Source organism: Paraburkholderia metrosideri (assembly GCF_904848625.1).
GTDB classification, from domain to species: domain Bacteria; phylum Pseudomonadota; class Gammaproteobacteria; order Burkholderiales; family Burkholderiaceae; genus Paraburkholderia; species Paraburkholderia metrosideri.
Map to the genome: position 1 here is coordinate 441721 of NZ_CAJHCP010000003.1, position 14673 is coordinate 456393.

Annotated in this window: 11 protein-coding genes; 1 reads left to right on the plus strand and 10 read right to left on the minus strand. The window is 59.6% G+C overall.

What is annotated here, in order from left to right; all coding sequences use genetic code 11:
* Nucleotides 1-94: 94 nt before the first annotated feature.
* The 4 genes from LMG28727_RS07755 to LMG28727_RS07770 form a co-directional block, all read right to left on the minus strand.
* Nucleotides 95-1336: a glycosyltransferase gene (locus LMG28727_RS07755; protein WP_201641721.1), complete on the minus strand. Its 1242-nt coding sequence runs from the start codon at nucleotides 1334-1336 to the stop codon at nucleotides 95-97.
* A complete protein-coding gene (locus LMG28727_RS07760) occupies nucleotides 1314-2567 on the minus strand; it encodes a lipopolysaccharide biosynthesis protein (protein ID WP_201641722.1) in 1254 nt (417 codons plus the stop codon). Before LMG28727_RS07760 ends, LMG28727_RS07755 begins: the two co-directional genes overlap by 23 nt.
* The gene (locus tag LMG28727_RS07765; RefSeq protein ID WP_201641723.1) at nucleotides 2564-4000 is read right to left on the minus strand and encodes a DUF6418 domain-containing protein; all 1437 of its coding nucleotides are present in this window, start codon (nucleotides 3998-4000) and stop codon (nucleotides 2564-2566) included. Before LMG28727_RS07765 ends, LMG28727_RS07760 begins: the two co-directional genes overlap by 4 nt.
* Before the next feature lie 194 nt (nucleotides 4001-4194).
* Nucleotides 4195-6402 (minus strand): polysaccharide biosynthesis tyrosine autokinase, encoded by a 2208-nt coding sequence (locus LMG28727_RS07770; protein WP_201641724.1) that lies wholly within the window; start codon nucleotides 6400-6402, stop codon nucleotides 4195-4197.
* 190 nt (nucleotides 6403-6592) lie between these two features.
* On the opposite strand from LMG28727_RS07770, the gene LMG28727_RS07775 reads away from it, so the two are divergent.
* Nucleotides 6593-7897, plus strand: a complete 1305-nt coding sequence (locus tag LMG28727_RS07775) for a glycoside hydrolase family 71/99 protein (RefSeq protein WP_201641725.1) — start codon at nucleotides 6593-6595, stop codon at nucleotides 7895-7897.
* Here LMG28727_RS07775 and gmhB read toward each other — a convergent pair.
* The 6 genes from gmhB to LMG28727_RS07805 all read right to left on the minus strand — a co-directional run bounded on the left by gmhB (nucleotide 7875) and on the right by LMG28727_RS07805 (nucleotide 14650).
* Complete coding sequence (gmhB, locus tag LMG28727_RS07780) at nucleotides 7875-8477, minus strand: D-glycero-beta-D-manno-heptose 1,7-bisphosphate 7-phosphatase (protein ID WP_201641726.1); 603 nt, start codon at nucleotides 8475-8477, stop codon at nucleotides 7875-7877. The two genes, LMG28727_RS07775 and gmhB, sit on opposite strands and share 23 nt — an antisense overlap.
* Entirely contained in the window at nucleotides 8467-9204 is a 738-nt protein-coding gene (locus LMG28727_RS07785) for a nucleotidyltransferase family protein (RefSeq protein WP_236591649.1), read from the minus strand. Before LMG28727_RS07785 ends, gmhB begins: the two co-directional genes overlap by 11 nt.
* Nucleotides 9201-9830: a D-sedoheptulose-7-phosphate isomerase gene (locus LMG28727_RS07790; protein WP_201641728.1), complete on the minus strand. Its 630-nt coding sequence runs from the start codon at nucleotides 9828-9830 to the stop codon at nucleotides 9201-9203. The genes LMG28727_RS07785 and LMG28727_RS07790 overlap by 4 nt, the downstream gene beginning before the upstream one ends.
* Nucleotides 9785-10819: a GHMP family kinase ATP-binding protein gene (locus LMG28727_RS07795; protein WP_201641729.1), complete on the minus strand. Its 1035-nt coding sequence runs from the start codon at nucleotides 10817-10819 to the stop codon at nucleotides 9785-9787. Before LMG28727_RS07795 ends, LMG28727_RS07790 begins: the two co-directional genes overlap by 46 nt.
* A gap of 352 nt (nucleotides 10820-11171) precedes the next feature.
* Nucleotides 11172-12308, minus strand: coding sequence for a DegT/DnrJ/EryC1/StrS family aminotransferase (locus tag LMG28727_RS07800; RefSeq protein WP_201641730.1), 1137 nt, complete (start codon nucleotides 12306-12308; stop codon nucleotides 11172-11174).
* Between the two features lie 761 nt (nucleotides 12309-13069).
* The gene (locus LMG28727_RS07805; protein WP_201641731.1) at nucleotides 13070-14650 is read right to left on the minus strand and encodes a methyl-accepting chemotaxis protein; all 1581 of its coding nucleotides are present in this window, start codon (nucleotides 14648-14650) and stop codon (nucleotides 13070-13072) included.
* Nucleotides 14651-14673: the final 23 nt, after the last annotated feature.

A 14673-nucleotide genomic window follows, 5' to 3' on the forward strand; every position in this document is an offset into this window, starting at 1 on the left:
CTTGACTCCACTACTTTGAAAACAGATTCGGACCCGATACTTCCCCGCCGCTTGCATCGAGATGACTGACGAACGCAGTCATCTCGATGCCTGTTTAGCTTCGCATATCCTGATCGGCCTCGACTACCCGCACGCCTGCTCCGCGCCGATCCTGTCTGGCAGCAGACAGCAAAACCGCTTCGAATTGCTGCAGTTGCCGCCGCGGCAAGAAATGATCGCGTTGCGTGTGACAACGGCGCGCCATGTCCCGATAGAAAGCGGGATCGTCGATGAATCGACGAATCAACGCTCCGAGGGCCGTAACGTCGCCACGTGGAACGGTCAACTCCGGAAAGGCACTGAATACTTCGGGCAATCCGCCGGAGGTGAACGCAATAGATGGCTTGTAAAATTCCCAAGGCTCGAACGCGACCATTCCGAACGGTTCATTCCACATCGACGTCACTACGACCAGATCGACCAACGGGTAAAAGTCTTTCGCAGCGACGAAACCGTAACGCACGACCGGCACGCCCGGATATTCCGCAATCAGCTGATCCAGAATCTGTTCGTTATCGCGGCCCGCTATATGCACCTCGATATCGCCATTGTTCGCTGCAGCTGCGCCGGCGAAGAACTCGCGAATCCCCTTGGTCGCGTCCGTGCGTCCGATAAAGCCAACCCGGAACGGCTTGCGTGGATCGACAGCGGTAGAAGGCGTCGTACTGAACGGCTGTCGCGCGTTATGAATGACGCAGGGTTGCGCACCAACGAAGAAATTCTGCTGGCGATGGCGCTCCAGTACGAAGTCGCTTACGCCGACCACATTGCCTGCCAGCCTTGAAAACCAGGCCTTCGGAGCCGACGCGGTCCGGCATCCCCGGCATGCCTGCTCACATGCGCGACCGGCGCGAAACATCGTCGAGGTCGGACATAACAACCAGTAGTCGTGCAGAACATGCACGACCGGAAGCCGCAAACACCAGGCGGCGAGCCAGATTGCCGGCCCCATTCCCTTGAGGTTGTTCGTGCACAGAGCGTCGACGTCGAGACGCCGCAGATGACGCAGCGCGTAAAAGAATACGAACGGATTGAAGGTATCCAGTGCACCGAACAACGCTTTCTTCAGTCCGCTTCGATCGGCATGCGAGAACTGGTTGTAAAGGTTCGAATTCGGCATGCTGTGCACACGAAGACCATCCACGACGTTAGTCTCGGCAGCACGCGAGTCCGACAACGTGAGAATGGAAACGTCATGCCCGCGGTCACGAAGCTGAACCGCGAGATCGTAGACGACCACTTCAGTGCCGCCGACGACTTTAGGAGGAAAGCGGTTATTGCACAGGCAGAGTTTCATGGTGCACCTTTATGCGTTGTCCCTGTCCGAAGACGGCCGCCCAGAATACGACAATAGACAAAGCCGTTGCCGCCGCCGGCGCGTACATCATCAGCGCTGTCGGCAGCACGAATGGCGAGCTTCCGATCGCGACGATGGTGACGATCAGCTTGACTGTCATCAGCCGGTAGCGCCGCGCAGCGATGAGCCAGGTCGTGAGCCCCGCATCGACAAACGTGACGATCGAACATGCGGTGCCGAAAATCATCACGGGTATGCCCGCTTCGAACGCGTGTCCGTAGATCAGCAGAAAGACGGGGCGCCCGAGGAACAGGCTTCCCACCATGGCCACCGCGGCGATCGCCGCCAGATAAACGCTGAGCCTGATCGCCTTGTTGCGCGACTGTTCTTCGCCGCGGGCGACGAAGACCATTGCAGGCGCAAGCGCCAGCGCGAGAGTCGTGCCGACCGAGTTCCACTGCTCGACAAGCGACGCCGCAGCCGAGTAAATGCCCAGATCGGTCTTCGACATCAGCGCGCCCAGCAACAGTCGGTCCATTCGCAAAACCAGCACGCTGGCAGCAATTGCCGGCCAGATTCTGAGTCCGCGCGCGATAAGGGTTCGCGTGACCGTTTCCGAACCATGCAGCGAGCGGGGCCGGTTGAACGCGAGTGTCCGGTATCGGCTGAACGGCGCGGCGGCGGCTACATAGGCTTCGAGCGGCCACGCGAACGCGGCGACGACCGCACCGACCGACGCGTGCGCGGCGCCCAGCAACCAGAGCACGCGGATGCCGCTTGCGTACGCCTTCGCCCGTGTGATGACCCACGGCTTGGTTTCCGCATAAGCCATGAGGGAGCCGAGCGCGACCGGCTCGCACAGCATCACCAGTCCGGCAATCAGCATCAGCGCGCCGCTCGACGATTGCGTCAGCAATGCGACGATAATCAGAAACAGCAGCGTCACGCCGAGCGTCGACCCGAGGCGCAAGCGGAACGTGCGATAAAACACCAGATGGCGCAAGCGGGGATGTCGGCCGAAGATCGGCGATACAGCCTGCGCACTGAATATCAGCGCGGCGCTGCTGACGACATACGCAAGCGACAGCGCGAACTGCAATTCACCGAAAAAATGGGCGCCATAAAGCGTGGCGAACAGGTGGTTGCTGGCAACCGCCGCGAGCGCCCCGATGGCCTTCTCGCAGACCACCCCGGAAAGCGACGAAAGCAGCAGTGTTCTGAAAGATTTCACTGTGCCACCAGCCGTTTCAATTTCTTCGGCGAGGACCGCGAATCCACCAGAACCCACCACAGGAACGCGAGGATCACGTAGAACAGCGTACGAGCACTGAAGAAGGACCAGTAGTCGCCTTGCTGAATTCCGGAGGTCGCATAGCTCAGTAACTTGACGATCAGCCACAGCATGACGACCCCGCCACGCAGCGCGAAGACAATCTGCAACGCACACAGCGCTCCGTAGATCACGCCCGTAAAGGCGACGAACAATGCGCCGCCGACGAGGCCAAACCAGAATACGGGAACCGCCATCTGCCCCATCGTGAAGGTGACGTCGTCTTTTATGTACTCCGTTATCAGGCGCGGCTCGCCGTATGCGACCATCACGTCACGCAGGCCGCTAAAGCCGATGCTGTCGTCGAAGCCGGGCGCTGTCATCGAGAGGAGCGATTCCGCGAAGCGCCAGAATGCCGGTGCGCCGCCTTGTGGGGGCGCCGTGAAAAGATGCGCGTCGTAGTCGACCACGTACCAGACCTGCCCCTGCAGCAACGAGCGGTCCGTCATCGTGTTCTGCACATCGAGCCCCTGCCCCTGATAGGCCGTAAACACCGAAGCGATGCCGATGACCAGCGCGACCCCGCCGCCGATCGCCATGTACCGCAAGACGGGCTTGCCCCTCATCAGCAACACCGCGACCACCGGCGCGAGGACCGTGAGGCCGAAATGCAGCACGGACATGAACTGTTCGCCGTGAAGAACGTAGAGGCCGGTCGTCGCGATGATCAGCAGAATCGAAAACCACTTGACTGCGTGGTTCCTGCTGGTGGCCAGAGCGCCCAGAACCAGGCCCAGAAACATCTGGTTGTTCAGGAATACGTTGAACAACACACTGTCGCCGCCGTTGCTCCCGTTGCGAAGGGTGTAGCGGTTCACGCCGTTGATCAGGGCGAAGCCCTGCGTCACCCCTGCTGCCACGCCGCACCCGATTATCGCGAGCGCCAGTGAGAATCCCAGCAGCACGCTGCGCCGTTGGACCGCGATCAGCGCAACCGATACGCTTGGACTGCGAATGCTTAGATACCGGTTGAAGCCGTAAAGCGCACAGCTGATGAAGACGACGTAGAAAAGGAGCAGTCGGCTAAAGGCGCCGGTGGGTTCACCCTGCACCGCCGTTTCGATCATCAGACCGCCCGCTTCGATGCCGATGCCGGCAACGAACGCCGTCATCCCGATCATCATGAAGTACAGCATCGAGACCGAAAAAAGCGGCCGCGTTATCACTAGCGCGATCACCGCGAGCGCTGCAAGCACGAAGGTCCACGTGGCGCTCGCCTGGGCATAGCCCAGATACGGCAGCGCGGTGTTGAACAGCAGGGCGACCCCGCCGACCGCCGGGACGATCAGATGGGTCAGGGAAATGGTCGGTCCGCTAGCCTGTTGGATTTGCATGGCCTGTCCGCTTTTTATTTTGCAGCTGTGGGCATGGCTTGCGCAGCATGGTCACCGTTCGCATCCGGAACCGCCCGTTGTGACGGGTCCGGAGTGTCGAACCTCCAGTTGTCCGGTCGCGTCAGCATCGAAGAAAGTCTCATGAACATCCTTGGTCGCGTCGTCAACATGAAGCCGCCTTGCAGCCGCCGGACCTAGTCCTGGGCAGACATGTAACGGTAAGCGTTCGAGTAATAGCCGTAGCGCAGCGGCGAAGGTTGAAAGCCGTTGAACACCAGGCCGTCCACGGTCGTACCGACCTTTGCGAGGCGCGACATCGATTCGGCGACCTCCGCATAGCTCACCTGCCCCTGGCGCGCCACGAAAAGCGTCATGTCCGCATACCTCGACAGGGCTGCTGCATCGAGCACGGGCAGCACCGGCGGAGAATCGATGATGACGACGTCGTACTCTTCTCGCAGCGATTCGATCAGCGGTCCGAAGTTGTCGGCGCTCAATAGCTTGGCCGCTTTCTTCGTCTTTTTGCCGGCCGGCAACGCGTGAAAATTCTCGGTCGGCCTGACGATGACGTCGGCCGAATCAAAAGTGCCGTCGAGGACGCCGGACAGGCCTTCGCTGGTATTGCCCGACAGATACCGATGGACCTTCGACTTGCGCATATCCGCATCGAGCAGCAACGTCTTGACGCCCTTTTCGGCCAGCAGATACGCGAGGTTGGCCGAGATCAGCGACTTGCCCTGGTTGGGCACCGCGGAAGTTATCAGGACGACCTTGCGCTCGCCCTTTTCGGCAAGCGAGCATTGCAAAGCTAGAGCAAGGCTCTCCATCGCTTCGATCAGCGGCGTTTCCGTTTCCTCGGCGCTGATCAGGAAAGTATGTTCGGCCTTTTTGGCTTCCAGTTTCTGCACCGGCGAAATGGGCAGGATGCCGAGCGTATCGATACCGACGATCGCTTCCAGCCGTTTCGGGTCACGAATGCGGCCCAAGCCGAGTGCCATCAGCTGCGTGGCGAGAAAGCCAAACAACACCCCCACCGCTCCGCCAAGCCCCAGAGCGAGGATCGGATTCGGGCGACCCGGCTTTTCCGCCACTTCCGCGTAATCGACGATGGATGCGTTGCCGCCATTGCTCGCCGTCGCGATCTGCAACTGCTGGGCATTGTTCATGAGGCCCACGTACAACTGGTTCTCGACCTCGACATCCCGTGAGAGCCGCAGATATTCCTGCTGCACGCCCGGCAATTGCGCGATGCGGGCCGACAATTGATGCGATGCGATGTCGAGTTGCTTCAATTTCCCCAGTACGGCGTCAAGAGGTGCCTGACCCAACTGGTACTTGGTCCGCATTTCCTGATAACTCAGGTTGGCGTCGAGTTTTGCCTTTTCGACTGCTGCGGACTGATCGAGCAACGCCTTGATTTCGCCACTCACGTCAATGCTGCCTTCGCGATAGCGAAACGTGTTGAGCGCATCTTCTGCTTTTTGCAACCGGCCGCGCACCGTCGGGATCTGCGAATTGAGGAAACTCAGGCTGCGTTGCGACTCCTGGGCGCGGCGTGTGACGTTGCTCGACAGATAGGCGTCGGCAATCGCGTTGACCAGTCGGGCGGCATAAAAGGGGTTGTCGTCGTTGTATTCCAGCTCGAACACGCCCGATTCCCGCTTGGTCTCGGCCACGTTGAGTTTCTTGATGATCCGGTCGACGGTTCCCTGCGTCGCGTGCCTGACGAGGCCGAATTCGGTCTCCGGACGCGCGGTCACGGCCTTGACGAGCAGCCGGTATTCGCCGGCCACTGCGAGCACGCCGACCGTTCCGCTCAGTACCTCGTTGCCGGTACGATCCTGCAACGTCCACTTGTCATTACCCTGGTAGACGAGCTTGTGCGGCTTACCCGTCTGAGCAGCGGGAACGTCGAACGTGCCGAGCGTCAGGTTCTCGCCACCCCATGCCCAACCGGTCAGCCCGAACGGAGCGCTGGCGAGTCCATCGGGGTCTTTCGGCAAAACCGTGGCAAGCCAGCGGCCGACCACCGGGAACATATTCTTGACGGTGACGCTCGTTTGGGCTGCGGCTGCTTCGACCGCCTGCGTGACCACCATACGCGAGCGCGCCACGTCGATCTCGCCGAGAATCGGGGAGCCATTGACATCCAGAGCGCGCGTCACGGTCGACAGGGAACCTAGCGCACTGCTCTTTTTGTCCTCGATCTGGATTAACGCGTTTGCCGAATACATCGGTGTGGCAAACAGCACATATACACATCCCAGCAACAGGCCCGACAAAACAACGCTGAGGAACAGATAGCGATAAGTCAGAACATTTTCCAGCACGTCGAATATCGACAGCGCCGACACGTCTTGAGCAATAGCGGGGCTTCTTTCGCGGCCGATATCGTTACGCATATGCAAACTCCGAAAATTGAAAACGCGGTTCTGGCGCCGGCAAGCTCCGCGAGGCGGCGCTCGGGACACCAAGGCTTGCGTGCCTATGCGTCCGAAAAATAAAACTAACGTTGAAAAAAGCTTTTAATTCGAAATACCCATGTTCACGAATAACCCATAATATTCAGACTTTCGGTTCACGCGATGAGTCATGAGAACAGTTAAGTGGATACTGCCCGCGCTAGCCCTCTGTTTCAGTGCGCTACCCCTCACTGCACAATGTGGAGAATCGAGCCAGAATCTGGCGCCGCCGAATACCTCGGCAAACCACGGTTTTGCGGCTACTCGCAACGGTAATCTCGGCGGAGAAACGTCGGTTTCCAACGTCAATATTCATACGCTGCTTTATCCGGGGCATACGACGAAGGTGCTCGCGCACTATCTGCCGTGGTGGTTCGATCCCCAGTCGCGCGGCGTCGCGGTCGGCTATCGCTCAGACGATCCGGCGCAGGCGCTGCGGACCTTCCAGGACATGCACGCGCGCGGCGTGGATGGCGTCATCGTCGACTGGTACGGTCAGAACGACGGCAAAGGCCAGCCCGACACCATCGACGTGGCGTGGCACAAGTCGCTGCCGGAACTCGCGAAACTCCCCGATCTTTCGTTTGCGATCATGGTCGATAGCGGGACCTACAACTTCAACCGCTGCAAAGGCTGCGACGTGACCCAGACGGTCCTGTCCCAGCTTGACTACATCTCCCATACTTATTTTTCTTCGCGGCAATATCTAAGGTACGACGGTCGTCCGGTCGTGTTCGAATTTGGCCTCGACTGGTCCGGTAAGGTTGAGTGGTCGCGCATCCAGGCCGCGCATCCGGAGATTGCCTGGGTGCACATCCACAAGCAGGGTTTCGACCGCGACGACAGCGCGGGCGCGTTCGTGTGGGTGGCCCCTGGCCTCGCCGCCCAGAAGGCCAGCGTCGCGAATCTCCCGGAGCTAAAGGAGTTCTATCGGTATGCGCGCACGGAGCCCGCGAAGATCGCGACGGGCGGCGTGTTCAAGGGCTTCGACGATCTGCTCGCCGCGTGGGCCAAACCCGGCGAAAAGCACTACATGCCGCAGGCTTGCGGCGCGACCTGGCTGCAAACCTTCGACCTCATCAATCAGAACTACAGCACCGCGCGCCAGCTCCCCTTCGTGCAGTTGATCACCTGGAACGACTACGAGGAAGGCACGGCGCTGGAAACCGGAATCGACGACTGCGTCACAGTGCAGACAAGCCTTTCCGGCGACACGCTCGCCGTAAAGCTGTCGCATGCCGAGAACGTCGATCACCTCGAGCTCTACGAGTCGGCCGCAGGAGGCAAATTTCGTCTGGTGAGCCGGTATGCCCCGCAGACTGCCGCGATACCGCTTCCAGCAAGCGCCTCCGGACCGCTCTATCTGAAGGCAGTCGGAAAGCCTTTCTTCAGGAACGTCGTATCGGCGCCAATCAGGACTGGGCGCGAGAAATGAGGTCCGGCTCACACAGCGGCTCGCGCGGCCGACTCTCCAACCAGTCGACCAGCCCGGACAGGCTGTCGATACGCGAACCGAGCGACGCGGGCAATCCGGACTCGGGTTCGCCGATCGGCGCCAACAGGAAGCGATGCGCCACACCGGCACGCGCGGCCGCCTCCAGATCCGACAGTTTGTCGCCCACCATCAGCGACTCGCTCATGTCGAGATCAAGGTCGGCATGCGCCTGGGTGAACATGCCTGGCTGCGGCTTCCGGCAAGCGCAGTTCTGTCGCAGTTCCCCTAGCCCAAACTCCGGATGGTGCGGGCAGTAGTAGACCCGATCGATTCGCGCGTCTCTGCTCTCGAATTCGCCGAGCATCCAGTCAGTGAAAGCCTCGAACTGCGCGAACGTGAAATAGCCGCGCGCGATACCCGCCTGATTCGTGACGAGGACCACCGCATAGCCCGCGTGATTTGCCGTTCGCACGAGTTCGAAGATGTCTTCGACGAACACGCATTCGTTCGGCGCGTGCACGTATCCGGTATCGATATTGACGACGCCGTCCCGATCGAGAAATAGCGCTTTACGTGTCATGGGCGGATCGCTCGCACATGAGCGGCACCACCTGCTGGGCTCGCTCATAGTCCGACGGAATACCGATGTCGATGAATTCGGTGATCTCCGGAAAGACTCTCATGTCGAGATTGCCGATCTGGCGTCGCAGGAAATCGTCTTCGTATGAAAAGCGTTCGGGCAGATCGAAGCCGAGCAATCGGGCTGCGTCGACCGCATACACGCCGGCATTGATGAAACCCGCCGCCTGCACCGGCCGCTTTTCTTCGAACGCAATCAGGCGCTTCGATGCAGCGTCGAACTCGAGCGTTCCATAGCGCGACGCATCGGGCACGCGTGTCGCAGCGATCGCGAGGTCGGCGCCTGACATTTCGAAGAAGTCGGCGAAGCGGCCCAAATCGATATCCGTGATCGTGTCGCCATTCAGGACGATCATCTGCGGGGCGCCACAGGTCCGCAGCGCATGCATGATCGCGCCGCCAGTGCCGAGCGGCTTGTCCTCCTCGATGATGGTCACCGACAGGCCTAACGACTGCTGCGCCAGCCATCCGGTGATTGCGCCGCATCCGTAGCCTAGCGACAGAACGACGTCCGTCACGCGCTGCTGCTCAAGCCAGCGCAGCATCCACGCGAGAAACGGCTGGCCGTCGACGCTGGCCATCGCTTTAGGAAGGCCTTCGCCGAGAACCGGCCGCAAACGCGTACCCAGCCCACCCGCCAGGATCACACACGGAAGCATTTTGCTCATGATCCGAAGATGTTCTCTTCGACGATGCCGCACACGATATGGCCGCAAACCAGATGACCTTCCTGGATTTTTGGCGTGGACGTCGACGGGATTTCGATGCACAGATCGGTACGATCGCGCAACTTGGCTACGCCGTCCGGACGGTTACCGGTGAAAGCCACCGTGAACAATCCCTTCTTTCGCGCGACTTCGAGCGCATGAAGAATGTTGGGTGAATGACCCGACGTCGAATACGCCCAGAACACATCCCCCTCGTTGCCGACTGCTTCGATCTGCCGTGCAAACAGCTTTTCATAGCCGTAGTCGTTACCGATCGCCGTCATCACCGAAGTGTCGACGGTCAGCGCAAACGCGGCCAGCCCGGGCCGATCGAAATTGAACCGGCTAACGAATTCTCCGGCAATATGCTGCGCATCCGCCGCACTGCCTCCGTTTCCGGCCAACAATACTTTCTTGCCGTTTTTCAGCGCCTGGGTAATGTGTTGCGCCAGAGCTTCGACCTTCCCGATGACCTCGGGGCTGTTTGCCAGGGCGCTTAGAACTGCGACGGTCTTTTCGATTTCGTTATTGACGGAAATGCTCACGATATTCTCCAGGATTGGGCACCGATGTCGGTGAACGTACATGACATGACCTGACCATCTCGACTGCCGAGCGCACGCGTGACAGCGGGACGATCGATCGGGTCGACGAAAAACATCATGAAGCCCCCGCCCCCCGCGCCCGACACCTTGCCGGCCTTCGCTCCGGCATTGGTGGCGATGCGCCACAACTCGTCGATCGAAGGATTCGAAATACCCTTCGCCATGCGCTTTTTCGATTCCCACGAGTCGCTCATCGAGGCGGCAATGCCGGCGAAGTCAGCGCGTAAAACCGCTTCTTTCATTCGCGTCGCTTCGATCTTGACTTCGTGAAGAGCCGCGAGCGGATCGGTCTGGTTCTCCACCACGTTATTGCTTTGCTCCTTGATGATGTTGGCCGATTCGCGCGATACGCCGGTATAGAACAGCACCAGCGATGCTTCCAGCTCGGCCTTGGTGTCCTGCTTGATCCTCAATGGATTGACGATGACCTTGTCGCCATAGAACTCCATGAAGTTCAGCCCGCCGAAGGTCGCCGCGTACTGGTCCTGCTTGCCGCCGGCAAGCGCCAGATCGATCCGCTCAATGTCATGCGCCAGTTTTGCGACGTCGTATTCGCCCAGCGGCAGCGACAGCAGTTCACAAAAGGCCTGCACGAGCGCGACCACGACCGTGGACGAAGAACCCAGGCCGGAGCCGGGGGGCGCCTCGGAATGCGTAGTGATCGACACGGCGAGCGGATGGCCGCCATTGAATTGCCTGACGATCCGGTTGTACACCCCGACATGCAGGCCGAGGCCTTTGATGGCCGGAAGCTCCGGCGAAATATCGCCGGTCCAGCGCACCTGCGTATCGGCGGCGGTCAGTTCGATCTTCGCATCATCGCGCGGCACGATCGACGCGTAGGCAAACCTGTCGATGGTGACGTTCAGCGTCAGGCCGCCAAAACGGTCAGAGTAAGGGGAAACGTCAGTTCCACCTCCGGCCAGTCCAAGACGCAGAGGGGCTCGTGCGCGGGCGATAAAGTGCGTCATGATTTGTCCTTACCCGGCTCTAGACCGGAGAGATGCAATCCTGTTATGAATTGATATCAATAACTGACAGCAATCGATTAATCGATAAGTATTACTATACAATCCTTATGCGCTTCCCTGCATCCCTCAGACTCATCGATTAACGAGTCGTCGAAAATACTGGCCAGATTCGAATCACAATCAACAACAAAACATGAGTAGAAAGAATGCCCGTGAATATCCGGCACAACCCATTCATTAACCTGAAGAAATCCCGAAGTATCGGGTTACTTCGCTAACGATGAAACAGTGCTTCTTCTGACGGGCAAAGCACCGGTCACCGCAACCAGACCCGAGGTCTGCGAAGCCGCACTCAGGTTTTCGCCTCCAGCACAGGCTCAAGCTTCAATTCTTTCCGAGCCAGGAATTTGCGCACGCTGTCGCAGATAACCGTAATGTCGTCGCGCATCAGAGCCGGGTAGCTCGGCAAGTTGATGCCGCGACGCGAGATGTCTTCGGCAATGGGGAAATTTTCGCCGGGCGCCGCATACATCTCCATTTGATGGAGCGGATAGAAAACAGGGCGGGTTTCGATGCCGTCGCCCCTGAGACCGGCGCGCAAAGCGTCGCGCTCACAAGGGTCGTCGACGACGATGGAGACCATCCAGTAACTGTGCACGGTTCCAGGACGCGTGCTGTGCACCTGCACAGGCAGCCCGGCGAGACCCTGCCGATACCATTCGGAAATTTGCAGCTTCTTGGCAATCAGGTCGTTGATTGACTCCATCTGCGCGCATCCGATCGCCGCGCACAAATTCGTCATCCGGTAGTTGAAGCCGATCGCGTCATGCCAGTATTCGCGCTCGCTGCTGACACCCTGACTTCTAAGATGCCGGACCTTTTTTGCAAGCTCGGCGTTGTTGGTGACCACCATGCCACCTTCGCCGGTCGTAATCGTCTTGTTGCCGAAGAAGCTGAAGCAGCCGATATCGCCAATCGTGCCCACATGGGCGCTGCCGTGACGCGTGCCGATCGCCTCCGCGCAGTCTTCGATCACGTATAACGAGTGCTTTTTCGCGAGCGCCATCACCGCATCCATGTCGGTAGCCTGACCATAGACGTGCACGACCATAATGGCTTTGGTCCTGCTGGTGATCCCGCGCTCGGCATCTTCAATGTCCATTTGCCAGTAGGTGCGTTCGCTATCGACCAGCACCACATCCGCGCCGGTATATTTCACGGCATTCGCGGAGGCGATGTAGGTCAAGCTCGGGACCAGCACTTCGTCGCCGGGGCCGATGCCTAACGCGGCCAACGCCACGTGCAGTGCGACGGTGCCATTGCTGACGGTAATCGCTTCCTGCGCGCCGAGCCACGATGCAAACGTGTCCTCGAACTGCCCTACGTATTTGCCCTTCGAAGAAATCCATGTTGAATCGAGACAATCGATCACCAAGGCTTTCTCGCGACCGTTGAGGTACGGAGAATAGACGGGATATCTGAGGTTCATATTCGTATCCTGTTATCAAACGGCTGAAACTAACGATAAGAAGAATGTTTTGAGCCGACAGAAAACCGCTGTTCTCGCCGCTCGCTCTCAACGCCCCGCCGTCCCGCCTAACTGGACTTCGAGTGTCGCCCTTGTCCTGATGGACTTATGTTTTTGTTGTTTTTCTGCTGTCATGGGTTGGAAGATTCGACGTGAGCGCGCATTTGAAATGGGTATGCACGCATGCCGGACCGGTCAACCCTCGGCAGAAGATATTGGTTTTATGCTCCTCTGCAGCTATGGATAATCCCTGGCCGCATGACCACAAGGCTGATGCGTGCGTCGTGCCGCTATTGGCCGTCAGCACCATTGCTTTGCCGTCCGGGTAGATTACGTTTCGATGCCGGAGAGAACCGTGCGTTGTGCAACACAAGATGGGTTACCGCCTTCGACACTAAATCGGCGCTTGTTTTAAACGATGCAAAATAAGCCGAACGTGGTTCTGGCGCCGTTAATCGGCATCCTTTTAAAAAAATCGAGGGCGCGAGGCCGAGACAGGAATGGGTTAGCGCTAATCAGGCGTTGACAGACGCGACGCTCCGGCCGGGCTATTCGTGGCGAATATCCGGCGCGAGCATGAAAAAGTGGCGCGGGACAATGGCTTGTCCCGGATTGGATGAAACCTGCGAAAGCCGCTCTGCGAAGCACTTTACGCCAGCAAAGTCCGGCAAAAAAAACGGCATCATCAGACGTTTAACTGATTTGCCCCTCGACGATTCGAACTAGGCCATTTCGCTGCGGGCCAACGCTTTATCTCCGTCGAGTCGAAACACCGCGACTGCGCTGAACAGCACGGCCGCCTGCTCTTCCAGCGTCTTCGCGGCCGCAGCAGCCTGCTCCACTAGCGCAGCGTTGTGCTGCGTCACCTCGTCGATCTGCGAGACGGCCTTGTTGACCTGTTCGATGCCGTCGCTCTGCTCCAGTGCCGACGCCTCGATCTCGCTCATCACGCCGGTCACGCGCTCGACCGCGCTCATCGCTTCGTGAATCGTCTTCTGCGCGGCGGACACGAGCGACGCGCCCTCCTGCACCTTCGCCGCCGATTCGCCGATCAGCTCCTTGATTTCCTTGGCCGCCGCGCCTGAGCGCTGCGCGAGGCTGCGCACTTCCGACGCCACCACCGCGAAGCCTCGCCCCTGCTCACCCGCACGCGCCGCTTCGACCGCCGCGTTCAGCGCGAGAATGTTGGTCTGAAACGCGATCCCTTCGATCATGCCGATAATCTCCGTCACCTTGCGCGACGATTCGCTGATCCGGTCCATCGTTTCAGTCACGCGCGACACCACCGTGCCGCCGCGCGTGACCGTGTCGAGCGCACCGTGCGCGAGGCGGTTGGCCTGCTTCGCGTTGTCGGCGTTCTGCTTCACCGTCGCCGACAGTTGCTCCATGCTCGCCGCCGTCTGCTGGAGCGCCGCCGCCTGCTGCTCGGTCCGCGCGGACAGGTCCGCATTGCCCGACGCAATCTCGTTCGCGCCCTGGGTAATCGCGCTGGTGCTGCCGCGCACCTTGGCGACCGTCTGCACGAGACCGTCGCGCATCGTCGTCAGTGCGCCGAGCAACTGACCCATCTCATTGCGCGATTTGACCTTGATCGTGCTCGTCAGATCGCCCGAAGCAATCCGCTCGAAATGTTTGACGGTCGCGTTGACCGGCTTGATCAGCGCCGCCGACAACGCGATCCGCGCCACCACGCCAATCACGAGCGCGATCACACCGACCACGGCGAACAGCAGCGTCGCGAACTGGAAGTGGCCCGCAGCGGTGACGGCTTGCTGATGCTGGCTATCGATCTGCGCGCGTTCGAGCGCGCCGATGGCCTTCGCATAGGTCGCGTAGTAACTGTTCGCCGTATCGCCCTGAATATTGCGGAAGGTATTGAAGTCGAAATCGGTGAGCGCCTTGAACTCCGGCTCGATCGCCTTATCGACCAGCGCGCTGCGGGCTTGCTCGACGCTTTGTGCCAGCTTGCGTTCTTCGTCGGTGGCAAACGGGCCGGCCATGTAATTGCGAAAGTCGTTATTCGATTCGACCAGCACTTTGTGCGCGGCCGGCAACAGATCGTCGGTCTGCTTGCCGACGCTGAAAAGCGTCTGATACGTGCCCAGCGCAAGCTGCACCTGCAGCAGCTTCTCGGAACTCGCCTTCAGATGCGAGAGCGCAGCCGCATTGCGCTGCGTGGCGTCGAGGCTGCCATTGGCAAGCTTGAGCGCGCCGTAACCGACGCCGATCACGGTCAGAAGGAACGCGACGAATACGCTGATGACCAGCGTCAATCCGCCACGAATGGTGATGTTGTTAAGCATGTGGTCTCTCTCTCCGGACGTCT

Coding starts and splice junctions, on each gene's coding strand:
- LMG28727_RS07795 (WP_201641729.1), bottom strand. CDS start 10,819: ATGACGCACTTTATCGCCCGCGCACGAGCCCCTCTGCGTCTTGGACTG.
- LMG28727_RS07790 (WP_201641728.1), bottom strand. CDS start 9,830: ATGTACGTTCACCGACATCGGTGCCCAATCCTGGAGAATATCGTGAGC.
- LMG28727_RS07785 (WP_236591649.1), bottom strand. CDS start 9,204: ATGAGCAAAATGCTTCCGTGTGTGATCCTGGCGGGTGGGCTGGGTACG.
- LMG28727_RS07800 (WP_201641730.1), bottom strand. CDS start 12,308: ATGAACCTCAGATATCCCGTCTATTCTCCGTACCTCAACGGTCGCGAG.
- LMG28727_RS07755 (WP_201641721.1), bottom strand. CDS start 1,336: ATGAAACTCTGCCTGTGCAATAACCGCTTTCCTCCTAAAGTCGTCGGC.
- LMG28727_RS07770 (WP_201641724.1), bottom strand. CDS start 6,402: ATGCGTAACGATATCGGCCGCGAAAGAAGCCCCGCTATTGCTCAAGAC.
- LMG28727_RS07765 (WP_201641723.1), bottom strand. CDS start 4,000: ATGCAAATCCAACAGGCTAGCGGACCGACCATTTCCCTGACCCATCTG.
- gmhB (WP_201641726.1), bottom strand. CDS start 8,477: ATGACACGTAAAGCGCTATTTCTCGATCGGGACGGCGTCGTCAATATC.
- LMG28727_RS07775 (WP_201641725.1), top strand. CDS start 6,593: ATGAGAACAGTTAAGTGGATACTGCCCGCGCTAGCCCTCTGTTTCAGT.
- LMG28727_RS07805 (WP_201641731.1), bottom strand. CDS start 14,650: ATGCTTAACAACATCACCATTCGTGGCGGATTGACGCTGGTCATCAGC.